Origin of the sequence: Neobacillus drentensis, from assembly GCF_036966985.1 — a bacterium.
In the GTDB taxonomy this organism is placed as follows: domain Bacteria; phylum Bacillota; class Bacilli; order Bacillales; family Cytobacillaceae; genus Neobacillus; species Neobacillus drentensis_E.
Genome location: NZ_JBALSN010000011.1, coordinates 2,514 through 18,711 on the forward strand (window position 1 = coordinate 2,514; position 16,198 = coordinate 18,711).

The 16,198-nt window shown below is 46.9% G+C and carries 12 protein-coding genes; 10 read left to right on the plus strand and 2 right to left on the minus strand.

What is annotated here, in order from left to right:
* Positions 1–120 precede the first annotated feature (120 nt).
* The 3 genes from V7659_RS00690 to V7659_RS00700 all read left to right on the plus strand — a co-directional run bounded on the left by V7659_RS00690 (position 121) and on the right by V7659_RS00700 (position 2,508).
* Positions 121–546: a DUF1934 domain-containing protein gene (locus V7659_RS00690; protein ID WP_335537470.1), complete on the plus strand. Its 426-nt coding sequence runs from the start codon at positions 121–123 to the stop codon at positions 544–546.
* A complete protein-coding gene (gene argS, locus V7659_RS00695; RefSeq protein ID WP_335537471.1) occupies positions 533–2,203 on the plus strand; it encodes an arginine--tRNA ligase in 1,671 nt (556 codons plus the stop codon). Before V7659_RS00690 ends, argS begins: the two co-directional genes overlap by 14 nt.
* 125 nt (positions 2,204–2,328) lie before the next feature.
* A complete protein-coding gene (locus V7659_RS00700) occupies positions 2,329–2,508 on the plus strand; it encodes an H-type small acid-soluble spore protein (RefSeq protein ID WP_283876755.1) in 180 nt (59 codons plus the stop codon).
* A 47-nt stretch (positions 2,509–2,555) separates the two neighbouring features.
* On the opposite strand, the gene uvsE is transcribed toward V7659_RS00700, so the two are convergent.
* The gene (uvsE, locus tag V7659_RS00705) at positions 2,556–3,515 is read right to left on the minus strand and encodes a UV DNA damage repair endonuclease UvsE (RefSeq protein WP_335537472.1); all 960 of its coding nucleotides are present in this window, start codon (positions 3,513–3,515) and stop codon (positions 2,556–2,558) included.
* A 74-nt stretch (positions 3,516–3,589) separates the two neighbouring features.
* Positions 3,590–4,792, minus strand: coding sequence for a cardiolipin synthase (cls, locus tag V7659_RS00710; RefSeq protein WP_335537473.1), 1,203 nt, complete (start codon positions 4,790–4,792; stop codon positions 3,590–3,592).
* A 187-nt stretch (positions 4,793–4,979) separates the two neighbouring features.
* On the opposite strand from cls, the gene V7659_RS00715 reads away from it, so the two are divergent.
* The 7 genes from V7659_RS00715 (at position 4,980) to icmF (ending at position 16,067) form a co-directional block, all read left to right on the plus strand.
* Positions 4,980–7,082, plus strand: a complete 2,103-nt coding sequence (locus tag V7659_RS00715) for a 4Fe-4S dicluster domain-containing protein (protein WP_335537474.1) — start codon at positions 4,980–4,982, stop codon at positions 7,080–7,082.
* 249 nt (positions 7,083–7,331) lie between these two features.
* Entirely contained in the window at positions 7,332–8,519 is a 1,188-nt protein-coding gene (locus tag V7659_RS00720; RefSeq protein WP_335537475.1) for an acetyl-CoA C-acetyltransferase, read from the plus strand.
* A gap of 78 nt (positions 8,520–8,597) precedes the next feature.
* Positions 8,598–9,449: a 3-hydroxybutyryl-CoA dehydrogenase gene (locus tag V7659_RS00725; protein WP_335537476.1), complete on the plus strand. Its 852-nt coding sequence runs from the start codon at positions 8,598–8,600 to the stop codon at positions 9,447–9,449.
* 78 nt (positions 9,450–9,527) lie between these two features.
* Positions 9,528–10,658 (plus strand): acyl-CoA dehydrogenase, encoded by a 1,131-nt coding sequence (locus tag V7659_RS00730; protein WP_335537477.1) that lies wholly within the window; start codon positions 9,528–9,530, stop codon positions 10,656–10,658.
* 182 nt (positions 10,659–10,840) lie between these two features.
* Positions 10,841–11,980: an acyl-CoA dehydrogenase gene (locus V7659_RS00735; RefSeq protein WP_335537478.1), complete on the plus strand. Its 1,140-nt coding sequence runs from the start codon at positions 10,841–10,843 to the stop codon at positions 11,978–11,980.
* Between the two features lie 16 nt (positions 11,981–11,996).
* On the plus strand, positions 11,997–12,635 hold the full coding sequence (locus V7659_RS00740) for a TetR/AcrR family transcriptional regulator (RefSeq protein WP_335537480.1): 639 nt from the start codon (positions 11,997–11,999) through the stop codon (positions 12,633–12,635).
* Between the two features lie 186 nt (positions 12,636–12,821).
* Entirely contained in the window at positions 12,822–16,067 is a 3,246-nt protein-coding gene (gene icmF, locus V7659_RS00745) for a fused isobutyryl-CoA mutase/GTPase IcmF (RefSeq protein WP_335537479.1), read from the plus strand.
* Positions 16,068–16,198 lie beyond the last annotated feature (131 nt).

The window sequence follows — 16,198 nt, forward strand, 5'->3', positions numbered from 1 at the left end:
TGACTTATCGTAGGGCGGAGAGCGAAGGACACTAGCCGCTAGGGCGCTGGAGCTAGACAGTAATCTAAGTTCAAAAACTTATACTTTCTTATCAAAGAAAAAAGGGAAGTGCCATTAGGTTTGTCTACGACTGAAATTCCGATGAAAATTAATGTGAAAACGACGATTCATCAGCAAGGCGGCAAGGAAGTATATGAGCTGGCGGTGTTTGGCGGCTATCTTGAAAAAGATGGTGCCTCGTTTCTTAAGTATGAAGAGGTGCAGGATGAGGGCACTGTTCGGACGATTGTCAAAGTGGCTGGTGATGAGGCGCTGATTTTGCGCGGTGGTGCGGTGAAGATGCGCTTGCCGTTTCGGTTGCATAAGAAGCTCCGTGGCAGTTATGAAATGCCGTTTGGATCCTTTGAGACGATCACTCTGGCCAAACGGATCGAGCATACTGCTGGTTTGATTGACATTCTTTATGATTTTTCAATGCAGGGTAAGCCTGCTGGTACATACCATTTGGAAATTACCTTTCAGGAGGATAACAATGAACATAGTTGAACAAGTGCAAAGTAAGTTAAAAGAAGAGATTCGGGCGGCAGTGCTGAGGGCGGAACTGGCGACGGAGGAGCAAATTCCAGATGTGGTTCTGGAAACACCGAAGGAGAAGGCGCACGGCGATTATGCGACAAATATGGCGATGCAGCTGGCCCGGGTTGCGAAGAAGGCGCCGCGTGTGATTGCGGAGGCGCTGGTTGCGAATATTGATCGTTCAAAGGCTTCGATTGAAAAAATTGAGATCGCGGGGCCAGGATTTATTAATTTTTATATGAATAATAGTTATTTAACCGAGCTGATTCCGACGGTACTGAATGCTGGTGAAAAGTACGGGGAGACCACAGTTGGCGGCGGCCAGAAGGTTCAGGTCGAGTTTGTATCGGCCAATCCAACGGGTGACTTGCACCTTGGACATGCCCGCGGTGCGGCGGTGGGTGACTCGCTTTGTAATATTTTAGCGAAGGCGGGCTTTGATGTTTCGCGTGAGTATTATATTAATGATGCGGGTAATCAGATTAATAATCTTGCATTGTCGGTGGAGGCGCGTTATTTCCAGGCTCTAGGTTTGGAAAAAGAGATGCCGGAGGGCGGCTACCATGGTGCGGACATTATTGGCATTGGGAAAACCATGGCAGAGGAGTTTGGGGACAAGTATGTGCATGTGTCCGAAGACGAGCGCCAAGAGTTTTTCCGTGAATACGGTCTGAAATATGAAATGGCGAAGTTAAAGCAGGATCTAGAGGATTTCCGTGTTGGTTTTGATGTTTGGTATTCCGAGACTTCGCTTTATAAGAATGGAAAAATTGATGAGGCTTTGGCGGCACTGCGTGCGAGCGGTTATGTGTATGAGGAAGACGGTGCGACGTGGCTCCGTTCGACGGAATTCGGCGATGACAAGGACCGGGTGTTGATTAAGCAAGATGGTTCATATACGTATTTAACACCGGATATCGCATATCACAAGGATAAGTTGGACCGCGGTTTTGAAAAGTTGATTAACATTTGGGGTGCGGATCACCACGGCTATATTCCCCGGATGAAGGCGGCGCTTCAGGCGTTAGGTTATGACCGTGAAACTCTAGAGGTGGAAATCATTCAGCTTGTTCACCTTTATAAAAATGGCGAAAAGATGAAGATGAGTAAGCGGACCGGTAAAGCGGTGACGATGCGTGATTTGGTCGATGAGGTTGGCCTCGATGCAACGCGTTATTTCTTTGCGATGCGCAGTTCCGATACGCATATGGATTTTGACTTGGATTTAGCAGTGTCGGAGTCGAATGAAAATCCGGTTTATTATGCGCACTATGCCCATGCGCGGATTTCTAGTATCTTGCGTTCTGGAGAAGAGCAGGGTGTTCAAGTGACGGCGGATGCTGACTTTTCGTTGGTAACGTCGGAGAAGGAAATGGATTTATTGAAGAAGATTGGGGAGTTCCCGGCAGCTGTAGGAGAGGCCGCAATAAAGCGCGTCCCGCACCGGATTACGAACTATATCGTAGAATTGGCGTCGACGTTCCACAGTTTTTATAATGCAGAAAAGGTGCTTGACCTTGAGCATGTCGAGCGCACTAAGGCCCGCCTCGGGTTGGTGCGGTCCGTGCAAATTACGCTCCGCAATGCGCTGGCGTTGATTGGGGTTTCAGCTCCGGAAAAAATGTAATGACTGATGGCTCTCTTACTTCGGTAAGGGGGCCTTTTTTTTATGGGCTGGTCCATATAAATGAATAGTAACTAAATAATGGCAAATACTAGTAGGGAAATTAAAGCTAGGAGTGGATGAAGCCAATGAATGTGGGACGAGCCAAGGAAATTGTTGAATCTGCCGAAATGATTCATGTTACCTATGAGGGAACGCCAGTGATTATTCAACATGTGGATGAGGCAACAAAAGTAGCGAGAATTTATTCAAGGAATGACCCGGATAATGAGCGTGATGTTCCTGTGTTGAATTTAATTGAGGAATAAAAAAGAGTCTTCGACGTGATTCGAAGACTCTTTTTTACACGGTTTATTTATTTAACCTCCACCGCACCGCCGCTAATCCGCTTATAACCCCTAAGCTTGCTCAGATCTTCGATTAATTTCAGTGCAGCTTGATCCTTTGCTTTGGCCTCAATCATGAAATCAACATCAGCCCCAATTTCGCGCACCATTTTCAAAAACGGCATGATAAATTCCGGATCTACAAAATCAGCATGGGAGCGGAACTCCTTCTCGTTTTTAGGAGAGGAAATATGAACCTTTGGAATGAGATGCAGCCTATGCTCCCAAGTTTGGAAAATCCGCGGCAGCAGTTCCTCGAGTGCTGTCTCGGACAAGTTGGCCATATGGTGGTGATAGTCGAACACAAACGGGATTGATTCCTTTTCACAGGCTGCTAACGTTTCTTCGGCATTGTAGGTTTTATCGTCATTTTCTAATGTCATCACTTGTTTAATGGGGGCGGGCAGTGTCGTTAAATTTTGATGAAATCGCGGCAGAGTTTTTTGTTTATCACCATAGGCACCACCAATATGGATATTAATCAGCCCTTCCTGCTCAAGGCCCATCGCTTCAAACATACGATAATGATAATGCATATCGACCACGGCGTTTTCGGTAATCTTTGTTTGCGGTGAGGTGAACAGGGTGAATTGATTCGGGTGGAAACTGACCCTTAATTTCTTTTTTTTCACCAGCTCACCAATCTCTAGCCATTCTGTACGAAAAGGAGTCACAAAGTCCCAATTCACCTCCGGATGGGTCGCGAGTGGGACAATCGAACTAGACATCCTATAAAGTTCAAGTTCGTGAGCAAGATTGTAGTAGAGCATACGCAGGGTATGATTCAAATTCTGCTTCGTCACCTCAAGCAGCTTTTCCACACGCTCTTCAGGGCTTAGCTGCTGATACCGAGTAAACGTCAGCGCCTTCGCCGGCGAAGCATCCCACAAACTAATCGCATGTGAAACATAACCAAACCGAATCTTCATAACAATAACTCCTTGGGTGCTTTTTTAATAGTGCTTAATTATGGTGCCTGACACCATCCGTGGACAATAATGGTTTATAAAAAGTAAGAGATTACAGCGGCGATGCCTTCTTTAACTGAGCGGATTGGGTTCGGTTTGTTAAGGACAGCTAATGTCAGCGGCACGGAGTCCTCAATATCCTTTTTTAAAATCTCCATCAAACGTTGAATAAAGGCCGGGTCATAAATATAACAATTAATTTCCTTGTTTAAATACATACTTCTTTTATCAAAATTAGCCGTGCCGATATCGCAGATTTTGTCATCAATCATGAGTGTCTTTGCATGGTAAAATCCTTTTTTATATTGATAAATGTTCGCTCCTGCTCGAATCAGTTTACGTAAATAGCGGAACGAGCCCTCTTGGACCAGTGGATGGTCTGCTGCATAGGGGACAATCACCGAAAGATGAACTCCGCGCTCTAAGGCAGCTAGTAACGCCGCTAAGATTTTTTGACAGGGGATAAAATAGGGCGAACCAATAATGATGGAGTTATCGGCTTGGTGAATAAGCGTAAGATAATTCTGTTCTAACTGCTGAGCCTCTGTCGGAACAAATCGGTGCCGGACCTGACCATCAGTCATTACTGGGAAATAGGTCGGATGATCCATGATATCCTCACCGGCGTACTCATGCCAATCGACCAAAAACTCCGTTTGCAAAAAATTAACGCTCCGGCCGGTTATCTTCAAATGGTAATCGCGCCAAATCCCCAAAGAAGGCTCTTCGTCGATATATTCCTTTCCGATATTAAATCCGCCAAGATAGCCAATTTTCCCGTCTATAATCGTAACCTTACGGTGATTCCTGACCTGAGAAGAATAAAACAGAAAAGGAAGCTTAATATGATTGCTAAAAGCAAAGCGAACACCCGCCTCCCGGAGCGACTGAATCACCGCTTTTTTCACCTTCCAGCTGCCGAGCCGGTCGATGAGCAGCCGAACTTCCACCCCGGCACGGGCTTTTTCTTTTAAAATAGAAAAAAATTCCTGACTGATCGCATCGTCTTTGACAATATAAAAGAGAACATGAATATGCTTGTCCGCATTCCGTAGTTCATGAAAATAGTCGGCGAACAACTTTTTTCCGTGCGTAAAAATATCAATGTCACCATGAATAATGGCCGTTTCCCTTCTACTGACAATGGAAAGATGCTTCTTTCTACCTAAATGAAAATCCAAAACGAGCCATATAATGAAGAGAAAAAGGAGTACGCTCAACATGAGTGCCACATTCATATGGGTTCTTTCCTCCAATCAGTTACGTTAGTTTTTCCGAAAGCAGTCATTTCTATAAGTTCATCAAACTTTTCAAATTTCTAGTTGACTGAATGCTCATTCATAATATAATAGAGTTAAGTATAGATTCTGAAAATTAATTATTTTCAAAGTTGTTTCAGTGGAAAACCAGGAAAGGGGCAAAACTATGAATGGATTACTTTGGGTTAACTTGATTGCGTTTCTTATTGTAACCGCTTACGCAATCAGCCTGTTCGTGTATGTGGTCAAGACCCGAATCGAATTTATTAAACTCGGGAAAAAGGTTGAGTTCGATGACAATGTCAAAGAGCGGCTCCACAAAATTTGGGTCAATGTGTTCGGCCAAAAGAAATTGCTCAAGGATAAAAAAAGCGGGATCATGCATGTCATGTTCTTCTATGGCTTTATTCTCGTCCAATTTGGCGCCATTGATTTTATAATCAAAGGGATTAAACCAGGGGCACACCTGCCGCTTGGACCGCTTTATGCCGGGTTTACATTTTTCCAAGAGCTCGTCACACTGATGATCTTAGTGGCAGTCATCTGGGCCTTTTACCGCCGGTATGTCGAAAAATTAGTCCGCTTAAAGCGCAACTTTAAATCAGGCCTGGTTCTTATTTTCATTGGTGGCTTAATGCTTTCTGTGTTGCTAGGCAATGGGATGAGCCTCATCTGGCATGGTGAAGAGACGTCATGGACCGAGCCAATCGCATCATTGATTTCCGTTATTTTTTCAGGGATTGGTGAAACTGCCTCCACTGTAATCTTCTACATTGCCTGGTGGACGCACTTATTATTCTTGTTAACCTTCTTAGTGTACGTGCCGCAATCCAAGCATGCCCACTTAATTGCGGGACCTGCGAATGTGTATTTTAACCGTTTAGATAAACCAGGAAAACTGAAAAAGGTTAATTTTGAGGATGAAACCCAAGAATCGTTTGGGGTTGGAAAATTAGAAGATTTCACGCAGCACCAAATGATCGACTTTTATGCTTGCGTGGAATGCGGCCGCTGCACAAATATGTGTCCGGCTACGGGGACAGGGAAAATGCTGTCACCAATGGACTTAATCGTTAAACTGCGTGATCATTTAACCAATCATGGTGCCGTTGTTACCTCGAAACAGCCGTGGGTGCCAACTTTTGCCTTTGGGAATACGACAGGAAATCAGCTCGCCCTTGCATCAGCAGGCCAAGGTGCACAAGAATCTGCGGCCGCTGCGGTCTACAATCCGAGCTTGATTGGTGATGTGATCACCGAGGAAGAAATCTGGGCTTGTACGACCTGCCGAAATTGTGAGGATCAATGCCCAGTCATGAACGAGCACGTGGATAAAATTATCGATCTGCGCCGTTATTTAGTGTTAACCGAAGGGAAATTGGACGCTGATGCACAGCGTGCGATGACCAATATCGAACGCCAAGGCAATCCATGGGGCTTGAACAGAAAAGAACGTGAAACTTGGCGTGAAGCCCGCGAGGATGTTCATGTACCAACCGTGAAGGAAATGAACAAAGCAGGCGAGGAATTTGAATACCTCTTCTGGGTGGGTGCGATGGGTTCATACGATAACCGCAGCCAAAAGATTGCCTTATCGTTTGCGAAACTGCTCAATGAAGCTGGCATCAAATTTGCCATCCTCGGCAATAAAGAGAAAAACTCTGGCGATACACCGCGCCGTCTCGGCAATGAATTCTTGTTCCAAGAGCTGGCAACGAAAAATATTGAGGAATTTGAAAAAGCGGAAGTCAAGAAAATCGTGACGATTGATCCGCATGCATATAATATTTTCAAAAATGAATATCCTGACTTCGGCTTATCAGATGTCGAGGTGTTCCATCATACCGAGGTTCTTTATGAGCTGGTTCGTGATGGGAAGCTCGTACCGAAACATGCGGTAAATGAGACGATTACTTTCCATGATTCCTGTTATTTAGGGCGCTACAATGATGTCTATGATGCACCGCGTGAGATTCTAAAATCGATTCCAGGTGTGAAACTCCTTGAAATGGAGCGGAATCGCGAGAAAGCGATGTGCTGTGGTGCAGGCGGTGGCTTGATGTGGATGGAAGAAGAAACCGGACACCGCATTAACGTGGCTCGAACTGAGCAGGCACTTGCAGTGAATCCATCGGTCATCAGCTCCGGTTGTCCGTACTGCTTAACAATGCTTTCAGATGGAACGAAGGCCAAAGAGGTCGAAGAAAAGGTATCGACCTATGATGTAGCGGAACTGCTTGAAAAGGCCATTTGTGGAGAAGTCGCTTAGGTTTTGATGGAGTGTAGAAGTTGATTTGTTTATTTAATTCGTAAAATTTTTAAAATTTTGTGTAAAACATTTCAACTTCTACGCTTTTTTATGTAAAATATATATATAAATAAAACGCTTACATTACCATTTTAAAAAGCAGAGGACTGCGTTTCTTTTTTGGCTTGTGTCCGAGCGAGCGTTCAGTCACCGAATCTATTTTTTTATGAAAGTTAATCTGAATATTGTGAATAGGGGAGTGTGTGTAAGATGGGTAGAACGGTTATTTTAAGCGGGGTTAGAACACCTTTTGGAAAATTAGGAGGAGGTTTGAGCAGCTTTACTGCTTCACAGTTAGGGGGAATCGCGGTAAAAGAGGCGTTAGTTCGTGCGGGCGTGAAGCCAGAAGAGGTCGAGGAAGTCATTCTTGGAACAGTCCTACAAGGGGGACAGGGACAGATCCCATCACGCCAGGCAGCGCAGCATGCGGGACTGCCATGGGAAGTGAAAACAGAAACGATTAATAAAGTATGTGCGTCCGGGATGCGCAGTGTCACGTTAGCCGATCAAATCATCCGCGCTGGCGATGAGGAAGTGATCGTGGCCGGCGGGATGGAATCGATGAGCAACGCTCCATATGTACTCCCAAAAGCACGCTGGGGCTTCCGCATGGGAGATGCACAAGTGAAGGATTTAATGATTCATGACGGTTTAACCTGCAGTTTCACTGGTGTTCACATGGGGACTTACGGAAATGAAGCGGCCAAAGATATGGAAATCAGCCGTAAGGCACAGGATGAGTGGGCATTAAGGAGTCATTTGCGCGCAATTGCGGCGATTGAGAGTGGGAAGTTAGCGGAAGAAATCGTCGCAGTAGAGGTTCCACAGCGCAAAGGAACTCCGGTCGTGGTTGAGACAGATGAGGCACCACGAAGAGATACGTCGCTAGAGCGTTTGGCTAAATTAGCACCAGTTTTTAATTCAACGGGAACGATTACTGCAGGGAATGCTCCAGGTGTCAATGACGGTGCGGCAGCCCTCGTGTTAATGAGTGAAGAACGTGCGGCCCGCGAAGGTCGCGTTGCTGAAGCAGTGATTGTCGGTCATGCGGCTGTTGCTGTGGAAGCAAAGGATTTTCCAAAAACACCGGGACTTGTCATTAATGAGCTGTTACGGAAAACTGGCAAAACGGTAGACGAAGTCGATTTATTTGAAATTAATGAAGCCTTTGCGGCGGTGGCTTTAGTCAACGGGAAAATCGCCAATTTGGATCCAGAAAAGATCAATGTCAATGGCGGTGCGGTCGCCTACGGTCACCCGATTGGGGCGAGCGGGGCACGTATTATCCTTACATTAATGCATGAATTAAAGCGCCGTGGGGGCGGAATTGGAATTGCCGCGATCTGCAGCGGCGGCGGCCAGGGCGATGCGGTGATGATCGAGGTTCCGCGCGGATAATAGTTTTTAAGATTAGTAGATACCAAATATAAAAAATTCTAGGCCGGACTCACTTCCGGCCTTCTTGGAGGGGATCGAATGAAGATTTCAAAACTTATGGTCATTGGTGCAGGACAAATGGGCTCGGGGATTGCCCAAGTTTGTGCACAGGCAGGGTACAAGGTTGTACTTAATGATTTAAAACAGGAGTTTGTGGAACGCGGCCTAGCCGGAATCAATAAAATACTTACACGGAACGTTGATAAAGGGCGCCTCACTGAAGAGCAAAAACAAGAAATTCTCAGCAACATTACCGCGTCTACTGACCTAAACGATGCCCGTGACGTCGATCTCGTCATCGAAGCTGCCGTTGAAAATATGGACATCAAAACCAACATCTTTGCTCAACTGGATGAAATTACCCCAGCACACGCGATACTCGCGAGTAATACCTCATCATTGCCTATCACTGAAATAGCTGCGGCCACCAAGCGTCCGGAAAAAGTGATCGGTATGCACTTCATGAACCCGGTTCCGGTCATGAAGCTTGTCGAAATCATTCGCGGTCTTGCAACATCCGATGAAGTCTACCAAGTGATTGAAGATATGACAAAAACCTTGAGCAAGGTTCCGGTTGAAGTGAACGACTTCCCAGGGTTTGTTTCCAATCGCATTCTGATGCCAATGATCAATGAAGCGATTTTTACACTTTATGAAGGTGTGGCCACGAAGGAAGCCATCGATGAAGTGATGAAACTCGGCATGAACCACCCAATGGGACCGTTAACCTTGGCTGATTTTATCGGCTTGGATACGTGTCTGTATATTATGGAAACGCTTCACCAAGGGTTTGGCGATGACAAATACCGTCCTTGTCCGCTCCTTCGCAAATATGTGAAAGCAGGCTGGCTTGGCAAAAAATCAGGGCGCGGTTTTTATACGTACGAATAAACACAGCATTTCTTCGAAAAAGGGGTCGTGATAATGATGAGTACCACGATAGTACATTCCTCCAAAGGGGAGACCACCATGAATCTTACATTCAGCGAAGAACAAGAAATGATGCGAAAAATGGTCCGCGATTTTGCTAACAGCGAAATTGTCCCATTTATTGAAAATATGGAAAGAGGGGAATTTCCCCGCGAAATCCTCCGCAAAATGGGAGCCTTAGGCCTAATGGGGATCCCTGTCCCTGAAAAATACGGCGGTGCGGCGATGGACTTTACCTCTTATATTTTAGCGATCCATGAGCTTTCCAAGGTAAGTGCAACCATTGGGGTGATTCTTTCTGTCCATACCTCCGTCTGCACGAACCCGATCCTTTATTTTGGAACCGAACAACAGAAAGAGAAATACGTGCCGAAGCTGGCTTCAGGGGAGTATCTCGGTGCGTTTTGCTTAACCGAGCCGAGTTCTGGTTCGGATGCCGCCAGCTTAAAGTCCCGTGCCGTCAAGAAGGGCGATCATTACGTCATCAACGGCTCGAAGGTGTTCATTACGAACGGCGGTGAGGCTGATGTCTATATTGTTTTTGCAAAAACAAATCCGGAACTAGGCAGCAAAGGGATTTCCGCATTCATTGTTGAAAAAAATACCCCTGGCTTTATCGTTGGCAAAGATGAGAAGAAAATGGGCTTGCACGGTTCAAGAACCGTCCAACTCACGTTCGAAGATATGCATGTTCCGGCTAAAAACTTGCTGGGTGCCGAAGGAGAAGGCTTTAAGATTGCGATGGCCAACCTTGATGTCGGCCGCATCGGGATTGCGACCCAGGCACTTGGGATTGCAGAGGCCGCACTGTCAGCCGCAACCGCCTATGCTGGGGACCGCCAGCAATTCGGCAAGCCGATTGCCGCTCAACAAGGGATTGGCTTTAAGTTAGCTGACATGGCGACCAGTGTGGAAGCGGCGAAACTATTAGTCTATCGTGCAGCGTATTTACGGACCCATGGCAAAAAATGCACGTTGGAGGCATCAATGGCGAAATTGTTCGCAACTAAAACAGCGGTCGAAGTGACCACTGAAGCGATTCAAGTCTTTGGCGGCTACGGCTACACCGAAGATTATCCGGTTGAACGCTATTTCCGTGATGCAAAAATTACTGAAATTTATGAAGGCACAAGTGAAATTCAACGAATTGTCATTAGTAAGCATCTATAAAGAAAAGCGGAAGCGCCTTGTCCAGGGGCGACAGGCATAAGACGAGCCGGCTTGAAGGTTGCTTTTTAACCTTCAGGACGGATTGGCTTATGACCCGAGCCCCTAGGCGCTGGAGCTAGACAATTTGCTAAGTTCAATTCTTAAATTTTTAATATATATTCATCCCACTAGGAGGACTTGAAATGAACTTTAAACTCTCTGAAGAACATGAAATGATTCGGAAAATGGTTCGTGATTTTGCCCGGAATGAAGTGGCCCCATCAGCAGCGGATCGCGATGAGGAAGAACGCTTTGACCGCGAGATTTTTGACAAAATGGCGGAGCTGGGTTTAACCGGGATTCCTTGGCCGGAAGAGTACGGCGGCATTGGCAGTGACTATCTTGCTTACTGTATCGCAGTAGAAGAGCTTTCCCGCGTTGACGCATCAACAGGCGTTACGCTCTCAGCCCATACTTCTTTAGCGGGCTGGCCGATTTATAAATTCGGCAGCGAAGAGCAAAAGCAAACCTACCTTCGCCCAATGGCAGAAGGGACGAAAATTGGCGCATACGGCTTAACAGAGCCTGGCAGCGGTTCGGATGCTGGCGGAATGAGAACGACTGCCCGTCTCGAAGGTGATCATTATGTCCTTAATGGCTCAAAGATTTTCATTACTAATGGTGGTGTAGCCGACATTTATGTGGTGTTTGCGTTAACCGACCCGTCAAGCAGACAAAAAGGAACAACCGCATTTATTATCGAGAGCGACTTCCCAGGCTTCTCGGTTGGGAAAAAAGAAAAGAAACTCGGGATCCGATCCTCACCGACCACCGAAATTATTTTTGAAGATTGCAAGGTACCTGTTGCTAATCGCCTTGGTGAAGAAGGTGAAGGATTTAAAATTGCGATGATGACTCTTGATGGCGGCCGTAACGGTATTGCTGCTCAAGCTGTGGGGATTGCTCAAGGGGCTCTTGACGCAGCCGCGGACTATGCCAAGGAACGTCATCAATTCGGTAAACCAATCGTCGCAAATCAAGGGATTGCCTTTAAACTCGCAGATATGGCTACAGGGATTGAGGCTTCCCGACTATTAACATACCAAGCCGCATGGCTCGAGTCGCAAGGCCTGCCGTACGGCAAGGAGTCGGCGATGTCGAAGTTATTTGCGGGCGATACCGCGATGAAGGTGACAACTGAGGCTGTTCAGGTCTTTGGCGGCTATGGCTATACAAAGGATTATCCAGTTGAGCGCTTCATGCGCGATGCGAAAATTACCCAAATCTATGAAGGCACACAAGAAATTCAACGACTTGTGATCTCGCGGATGATCACGAAGTAAGGCGGGTTAGAACATGATAAAAAAACGAGAAGTACTGGCTTCTGTAAAGGATGAACGTCTTGTTCAGAAACGGCGGGACCAAATGATTAAAGGGGCGGTCAGCCTTTTTAAGGAAAAAGGCTTTCACCGGACGACGACGAGGGAAATCGCCAAAGCTGCAGGATTCAGTATTGGGACCCTTTACGAATACATCCGTTCGAAGGAAGATGTCCTGTATCTCGTCTGTGACAGCATTTATGAACATGTGAGCGAGCGCCTCGAGCAGGACCTTGAACAGAAAAAAGGCACCCTATCAAGTCTGAAGCTAGGGATCGGGCATTATTTCCGGGTTGTGGATGAGATGCAGGATGAAGTGCTGGTCATGTATCAAGAAGCCAAATCGCTGACGAAGGATGCGCTTCCCTATGTGCTGAAAAAAGAAATCGAAATGGCGGCGATGTTTGAGAGCCTGATTGTCCGCTGTGTCGAAAACGGCGAACTGGAGTTGTCAGAAAAACAGATCGAACTGATTAGTCATAACATTATTGTCGAGGGACAAATGTGGGCGTTCCGGCGCTGGGCCCTCCAAAAATTATATACACTAGATGAATATATTGAACTGCAAACGGAGCAATTATTTCACGGGATTCATTCGTCAACACAGGCTAGGTCATAATGTTAACTGATGGCGATGTTGATTGGAGCGGAAGGCGCGAAGACTCCTGCGGGAGGACGGGGCAGGTGAGGCCCCACAGGCGCTTTAAGCGCCGAGGAGGCTCGCATGACCGCCCGCGGAACGCGAAGCGCCTGGACCGAAAATCAACATCCAAGTTTAATATAGCCTATAAAAAGGGGGAGAACGATGGGGAATTATCAGCCGAAGCATCATATTCGCTTTGTCACAGCTTCAAGCTTGTTTGACGGGCATGATGCTTCCATCAATATTATGAGGCGGATTCTGCAGGCGAGCGGGGCGGAGGTCATTCATCTTGGCCATAACCGCTCGGTTGAGGAGGTTGTGAACGCGGCCATTCAGGAGGATGTGCAGGGAATTGCAATTTCTTCGTATCAAGGCGGTCATGTTGAGTACTTCAAATATATGTATGATTTGTTGAAAGAGAAGGGTGCGCCGAATATCCGTATTTTTGGCGGCGGCGGCGGGGTGATTATCCCGCGCGAAATCGATGAGCTCCATGAGTACGGGATTTCGTGGATTTTCTCCCCTGAGGATGGCCGCAAGATGGGGCTTCAGGGCATGATCGATCGGATGCTCGAGGAGTGTGATTTTGCGACAGTCCCTGTCGATGTAGCGGATCAAATTGAGAAGCTGCCGAGCGGGGATGTGAATGCGGTGGCGAAGCTGATCACTATCGCTGAGCTTCATGTCGATGGAAAGAATGAAGCAGCAGCGACCGCTGAGCGAGTGCTCGATCAAGTGAAGTCGCTCGAGAAAGAGATTCCGGTCGTTGGGATCACGGGAACGGGCGGTGCCGGAAAAAGTTCATTGACCGATGAATTGATTCGCCGTTTTATTAATGAACTGCCTGATAAAAAGGTAGCAATTCTATCGGTTGACCCGACGAAGCAAAAGACGGGCGGTGCCCTGCTTGGGGACCGAATCCGCATGAATGCGATTTTTTCGCCGAATGTGTATATGCGCTCGCTCGCGACAAGGCATTCAAAAAGTGAACTTTCACTGGCAATTAAGGATGCGGTGGCCGTTACGAAGGCGGCTGGCTTTGACCTCGTAATCGTCGAGACAAGCGGGATTGGTCAGGGCGATGCGGGAATTACCGAGATTTGCGATGTTTCTTTATATGTGATGACGAGTGAGTTTGGGGCGCCGTCACAGCTTGAGAAGATTGATATGATTGATTTTGCAGACCTGATTGTCATCAATAAGTTTGAGCGTAAGGGCTCGGAGGATGCGAAGCGCCAGGTGCAAAAGCAGTACCAGCGCAGCCATATGCTGTTTGAAAAGGATATCGATGACATGCCGGTATATGGAACGATTGCGAGCCAGTTTAATGACCCGGGTACAAATGGATTGTTTGCGGCGCTGATTGAAAAAATTAATGACAAGATGGGTACGGGCTGGGTCACTTCTTTTACGAAAGATGCCCTGGTTGAAAAACAAAATGTGATTATCCCAACCGACCGCCGTTATTATTTACGGGAAATTTCCGAAACGGTGCGCGGTTATCACAGGAAAGCGGAAGAACAAGCTGGGATTGCCCGGAAGTTATTCCAGTTAGAAGGGGCGATTGAAGCGGTCAGCGATTCGGCAGTGATTGCAGCGTTAGAAGCGGTTAAGCAAGAGACGGAGGCGAAACTGACGCCAGAGTCTAGGAAAATTCTTGATGGCTGGGCAAAAACGCGAGAAGCTTATTCCGGCGACAAGTTCGTGACGAGAATCCGTGATAAAGAGATAATTACAGCGTTAAAATCGAAAAGCTTATCAGGGCTTGATATCCCGAAAGTGGTGCTGCCAAAGTATAAGGATTACGGGGAAATCCTCCGCTGGGTTTACCAGGAAAACGTTCCAGGTTCGTTCCCGTATACGGCAGGGGTATTTCCTTTCAAGCGCGAAGGCGAGGATCCGAAACGCCAGTTTGCAGGGGAAGGGACGCCGGAACGCACGAACCGCCGCTTCCACTATTTATCGAAGGATGATGATGCGAAACGCTTAAGTACAGCGTTTGACTCGGTGACACTGTATGGTGAAGACCCGGATCACCGCCCGGATATTTTCGGGAAAGTCGGCGAAAGCGGGGTCAGTGTTTGTACCTTAGATGATATGAAGAAGTTGTATGACGGCTTTGATTTATGTCATCCGTCAACATCGGTATCAATGACGATTAACGGTCCAGCACCGATTATTCTAGCAATGTTTATGAATACAGCGATTGACCAGCAGGTGCAGCGGAAGGAAGCGGAGATTGGCAGGGTATTAACGGTGGAGGAATTCGCAGAAGTTCGTGCCTATACACTTCGGACGGTACGCGGCACGGTGCAGGCTGATATTTTAAAAGAAGACCAAGGTCAAAATACATGTATCTTTTCGACGGAATTTGCGCTGCGGATGATGGGGGATATTCAGCAATATTTCATTGACCATCAAGTGCGCAACTATTATTCGGTCTCCATTTCGGGTTATCATATTGCTGAAGCAGGTGCCAATCCGATTTCACAGCTTGCGTTTACTTTGTCCAATGGTTTTACCTATGTTGAATACTATTTGAGTCGCGGCATGAAGATTGATGATTTTGCACCGAACTTGTCCTTCTTCTTCTCGAATGGCTTGGATCCGGAGTATACCGTAATTGGCCGGGTGGCCCGCCGCATTTGGGCAACGGTGATGCGCGATAAATATGGCGCAAACGAGCGGAGCCAAAAATTGAAATACCATGTTCAGACATCGGGTCGTTCCCTGCACGCGCAGGAAATTGACTTTAATGATATCCGGACGACGCTGCAGGCGTTAATGGCGTTGCAGGATAACTGTAATTCTCTTCATACAAATGCTTATGATGAGGCGATTACAACACCAACCGAGGAATCGGTGCGCCGCGCGATGGCGATTCAGATGATTATTACGAAAGAGCATGGCTTGTCCAAAAATGAAAATCCACTCCAAGGATCATTTATTGTGGAGGAGTTAACGGATCTAGTTGAAGAAGCGGTGCTGCAAGAATTTGAACGCTTGAATGACCGCGGCGGTGTGCTTGGGTCAATGGAAACCCAGTACCAGCGCGGCAAAATTCAGGATGAATCGATGTATTATGAAATGAAAAAGCATACCGGTGAATTACCGATTATTGGCGTTAATACGTACTTGAACCCAAATCCTCCGTCCGAGGAAGACGTCAATAATATGGAAATAGCTCGGGCATCGTACGAAGAGAAAGAACTGCAGATTCAAAATCTGCGTGCTTTCCAGGAAAGCCATGCTACGGTGGCGGGAGAAGCGTTGGGACGTTTGAAAGAAGCTGCCGTTAAAAATGGCAACATCTTTGCCGAGTTAATGGAAACCGTCAAAGTCGCCAGCCTGGGCCAAATCACCCGAGCTCTTTACGAAGTCGGCGGGCAGTATCGAAGGAATATGTAAGAAAAGCGTAAGTGCCCTGTTCAGCGGCGTATGGCCTCCTCGAAAAAGCTAACGCTTTTTCTCGTGCGACGTAAATGCTCACGAGGCCTTCCTTGTGGAGCGCTCCAACTGAGATAAAGGAAACACGAAGA

Bases quoted from the DNA above. Each gene is read 5' to 3' on its own strand.
- uvsE (WP_335537472.1), bottom strand. From the start codon at position 3,515: ATGAAGATTCGGTTTGGTTATGTTTCACATGCGATTAGTTTGTGGGAT.
- V7659_RS00725 (WP_335537476.1), top strand. From the start codon at position 8,598: ATGAAGATTTCAAAACTTATGGTCATTGGTGCAGGACAAATGGGCTCG.
- icmF (WP_335537479.1), top strand. From the start codon at position 12,822: ATGGGGAATTATCAGCCGAAGCATCATATTCGCTTTGTCACAGCTTCA.
- V7659_RS00720 (WP_335537475.1), top strand. From the start codon at position 7,332: ATGGGTAGAACGGTTATTTTAAGCGGGGTTAGAACACCTTTTGGAAAA.
- V7659_RS00730 (WP_335537477.1), top strand. From the start codon at position 9,528: ATGAATCTTACATTCAGCGAAGAACAAGAAATGATGCGAAAAATGGTC.
- argS (WP_335537471.1), top strand. From the start codon at position 533: ATGAACATAGTTGAACAAGTGCAAAGTAAGTTAAAAGAAGAGATTCGG.
- V7659_RS00735 (WP_335537478.1), top strand. From the start codon at position 10,841: ATGAACTTTAAACTCTCTGAAGAACATGAAATGATTCGGAAAATGGTT.
- cls (WP_335537473.1), bottom strand. From the start codon at position 4,792: ATGAATGTGGCACTCATGTTGAGCGTACTCCTTTTTCTCTTCATTATA.
- V7659_RS00715 (WP_335537474.1), top strand. From the start codon at position 4,980: ATGAATGGATTACTTTGGGTTAACTTGATTGCGTTTCTTATTGTAACC.
- V7659_RS00700 (WP_283876755.1), top strand. From the start codon at position 2,329: ATGAATGTGGGACGAGCCAAGGAAATTGTTGAATCTGCCGAAATGATT.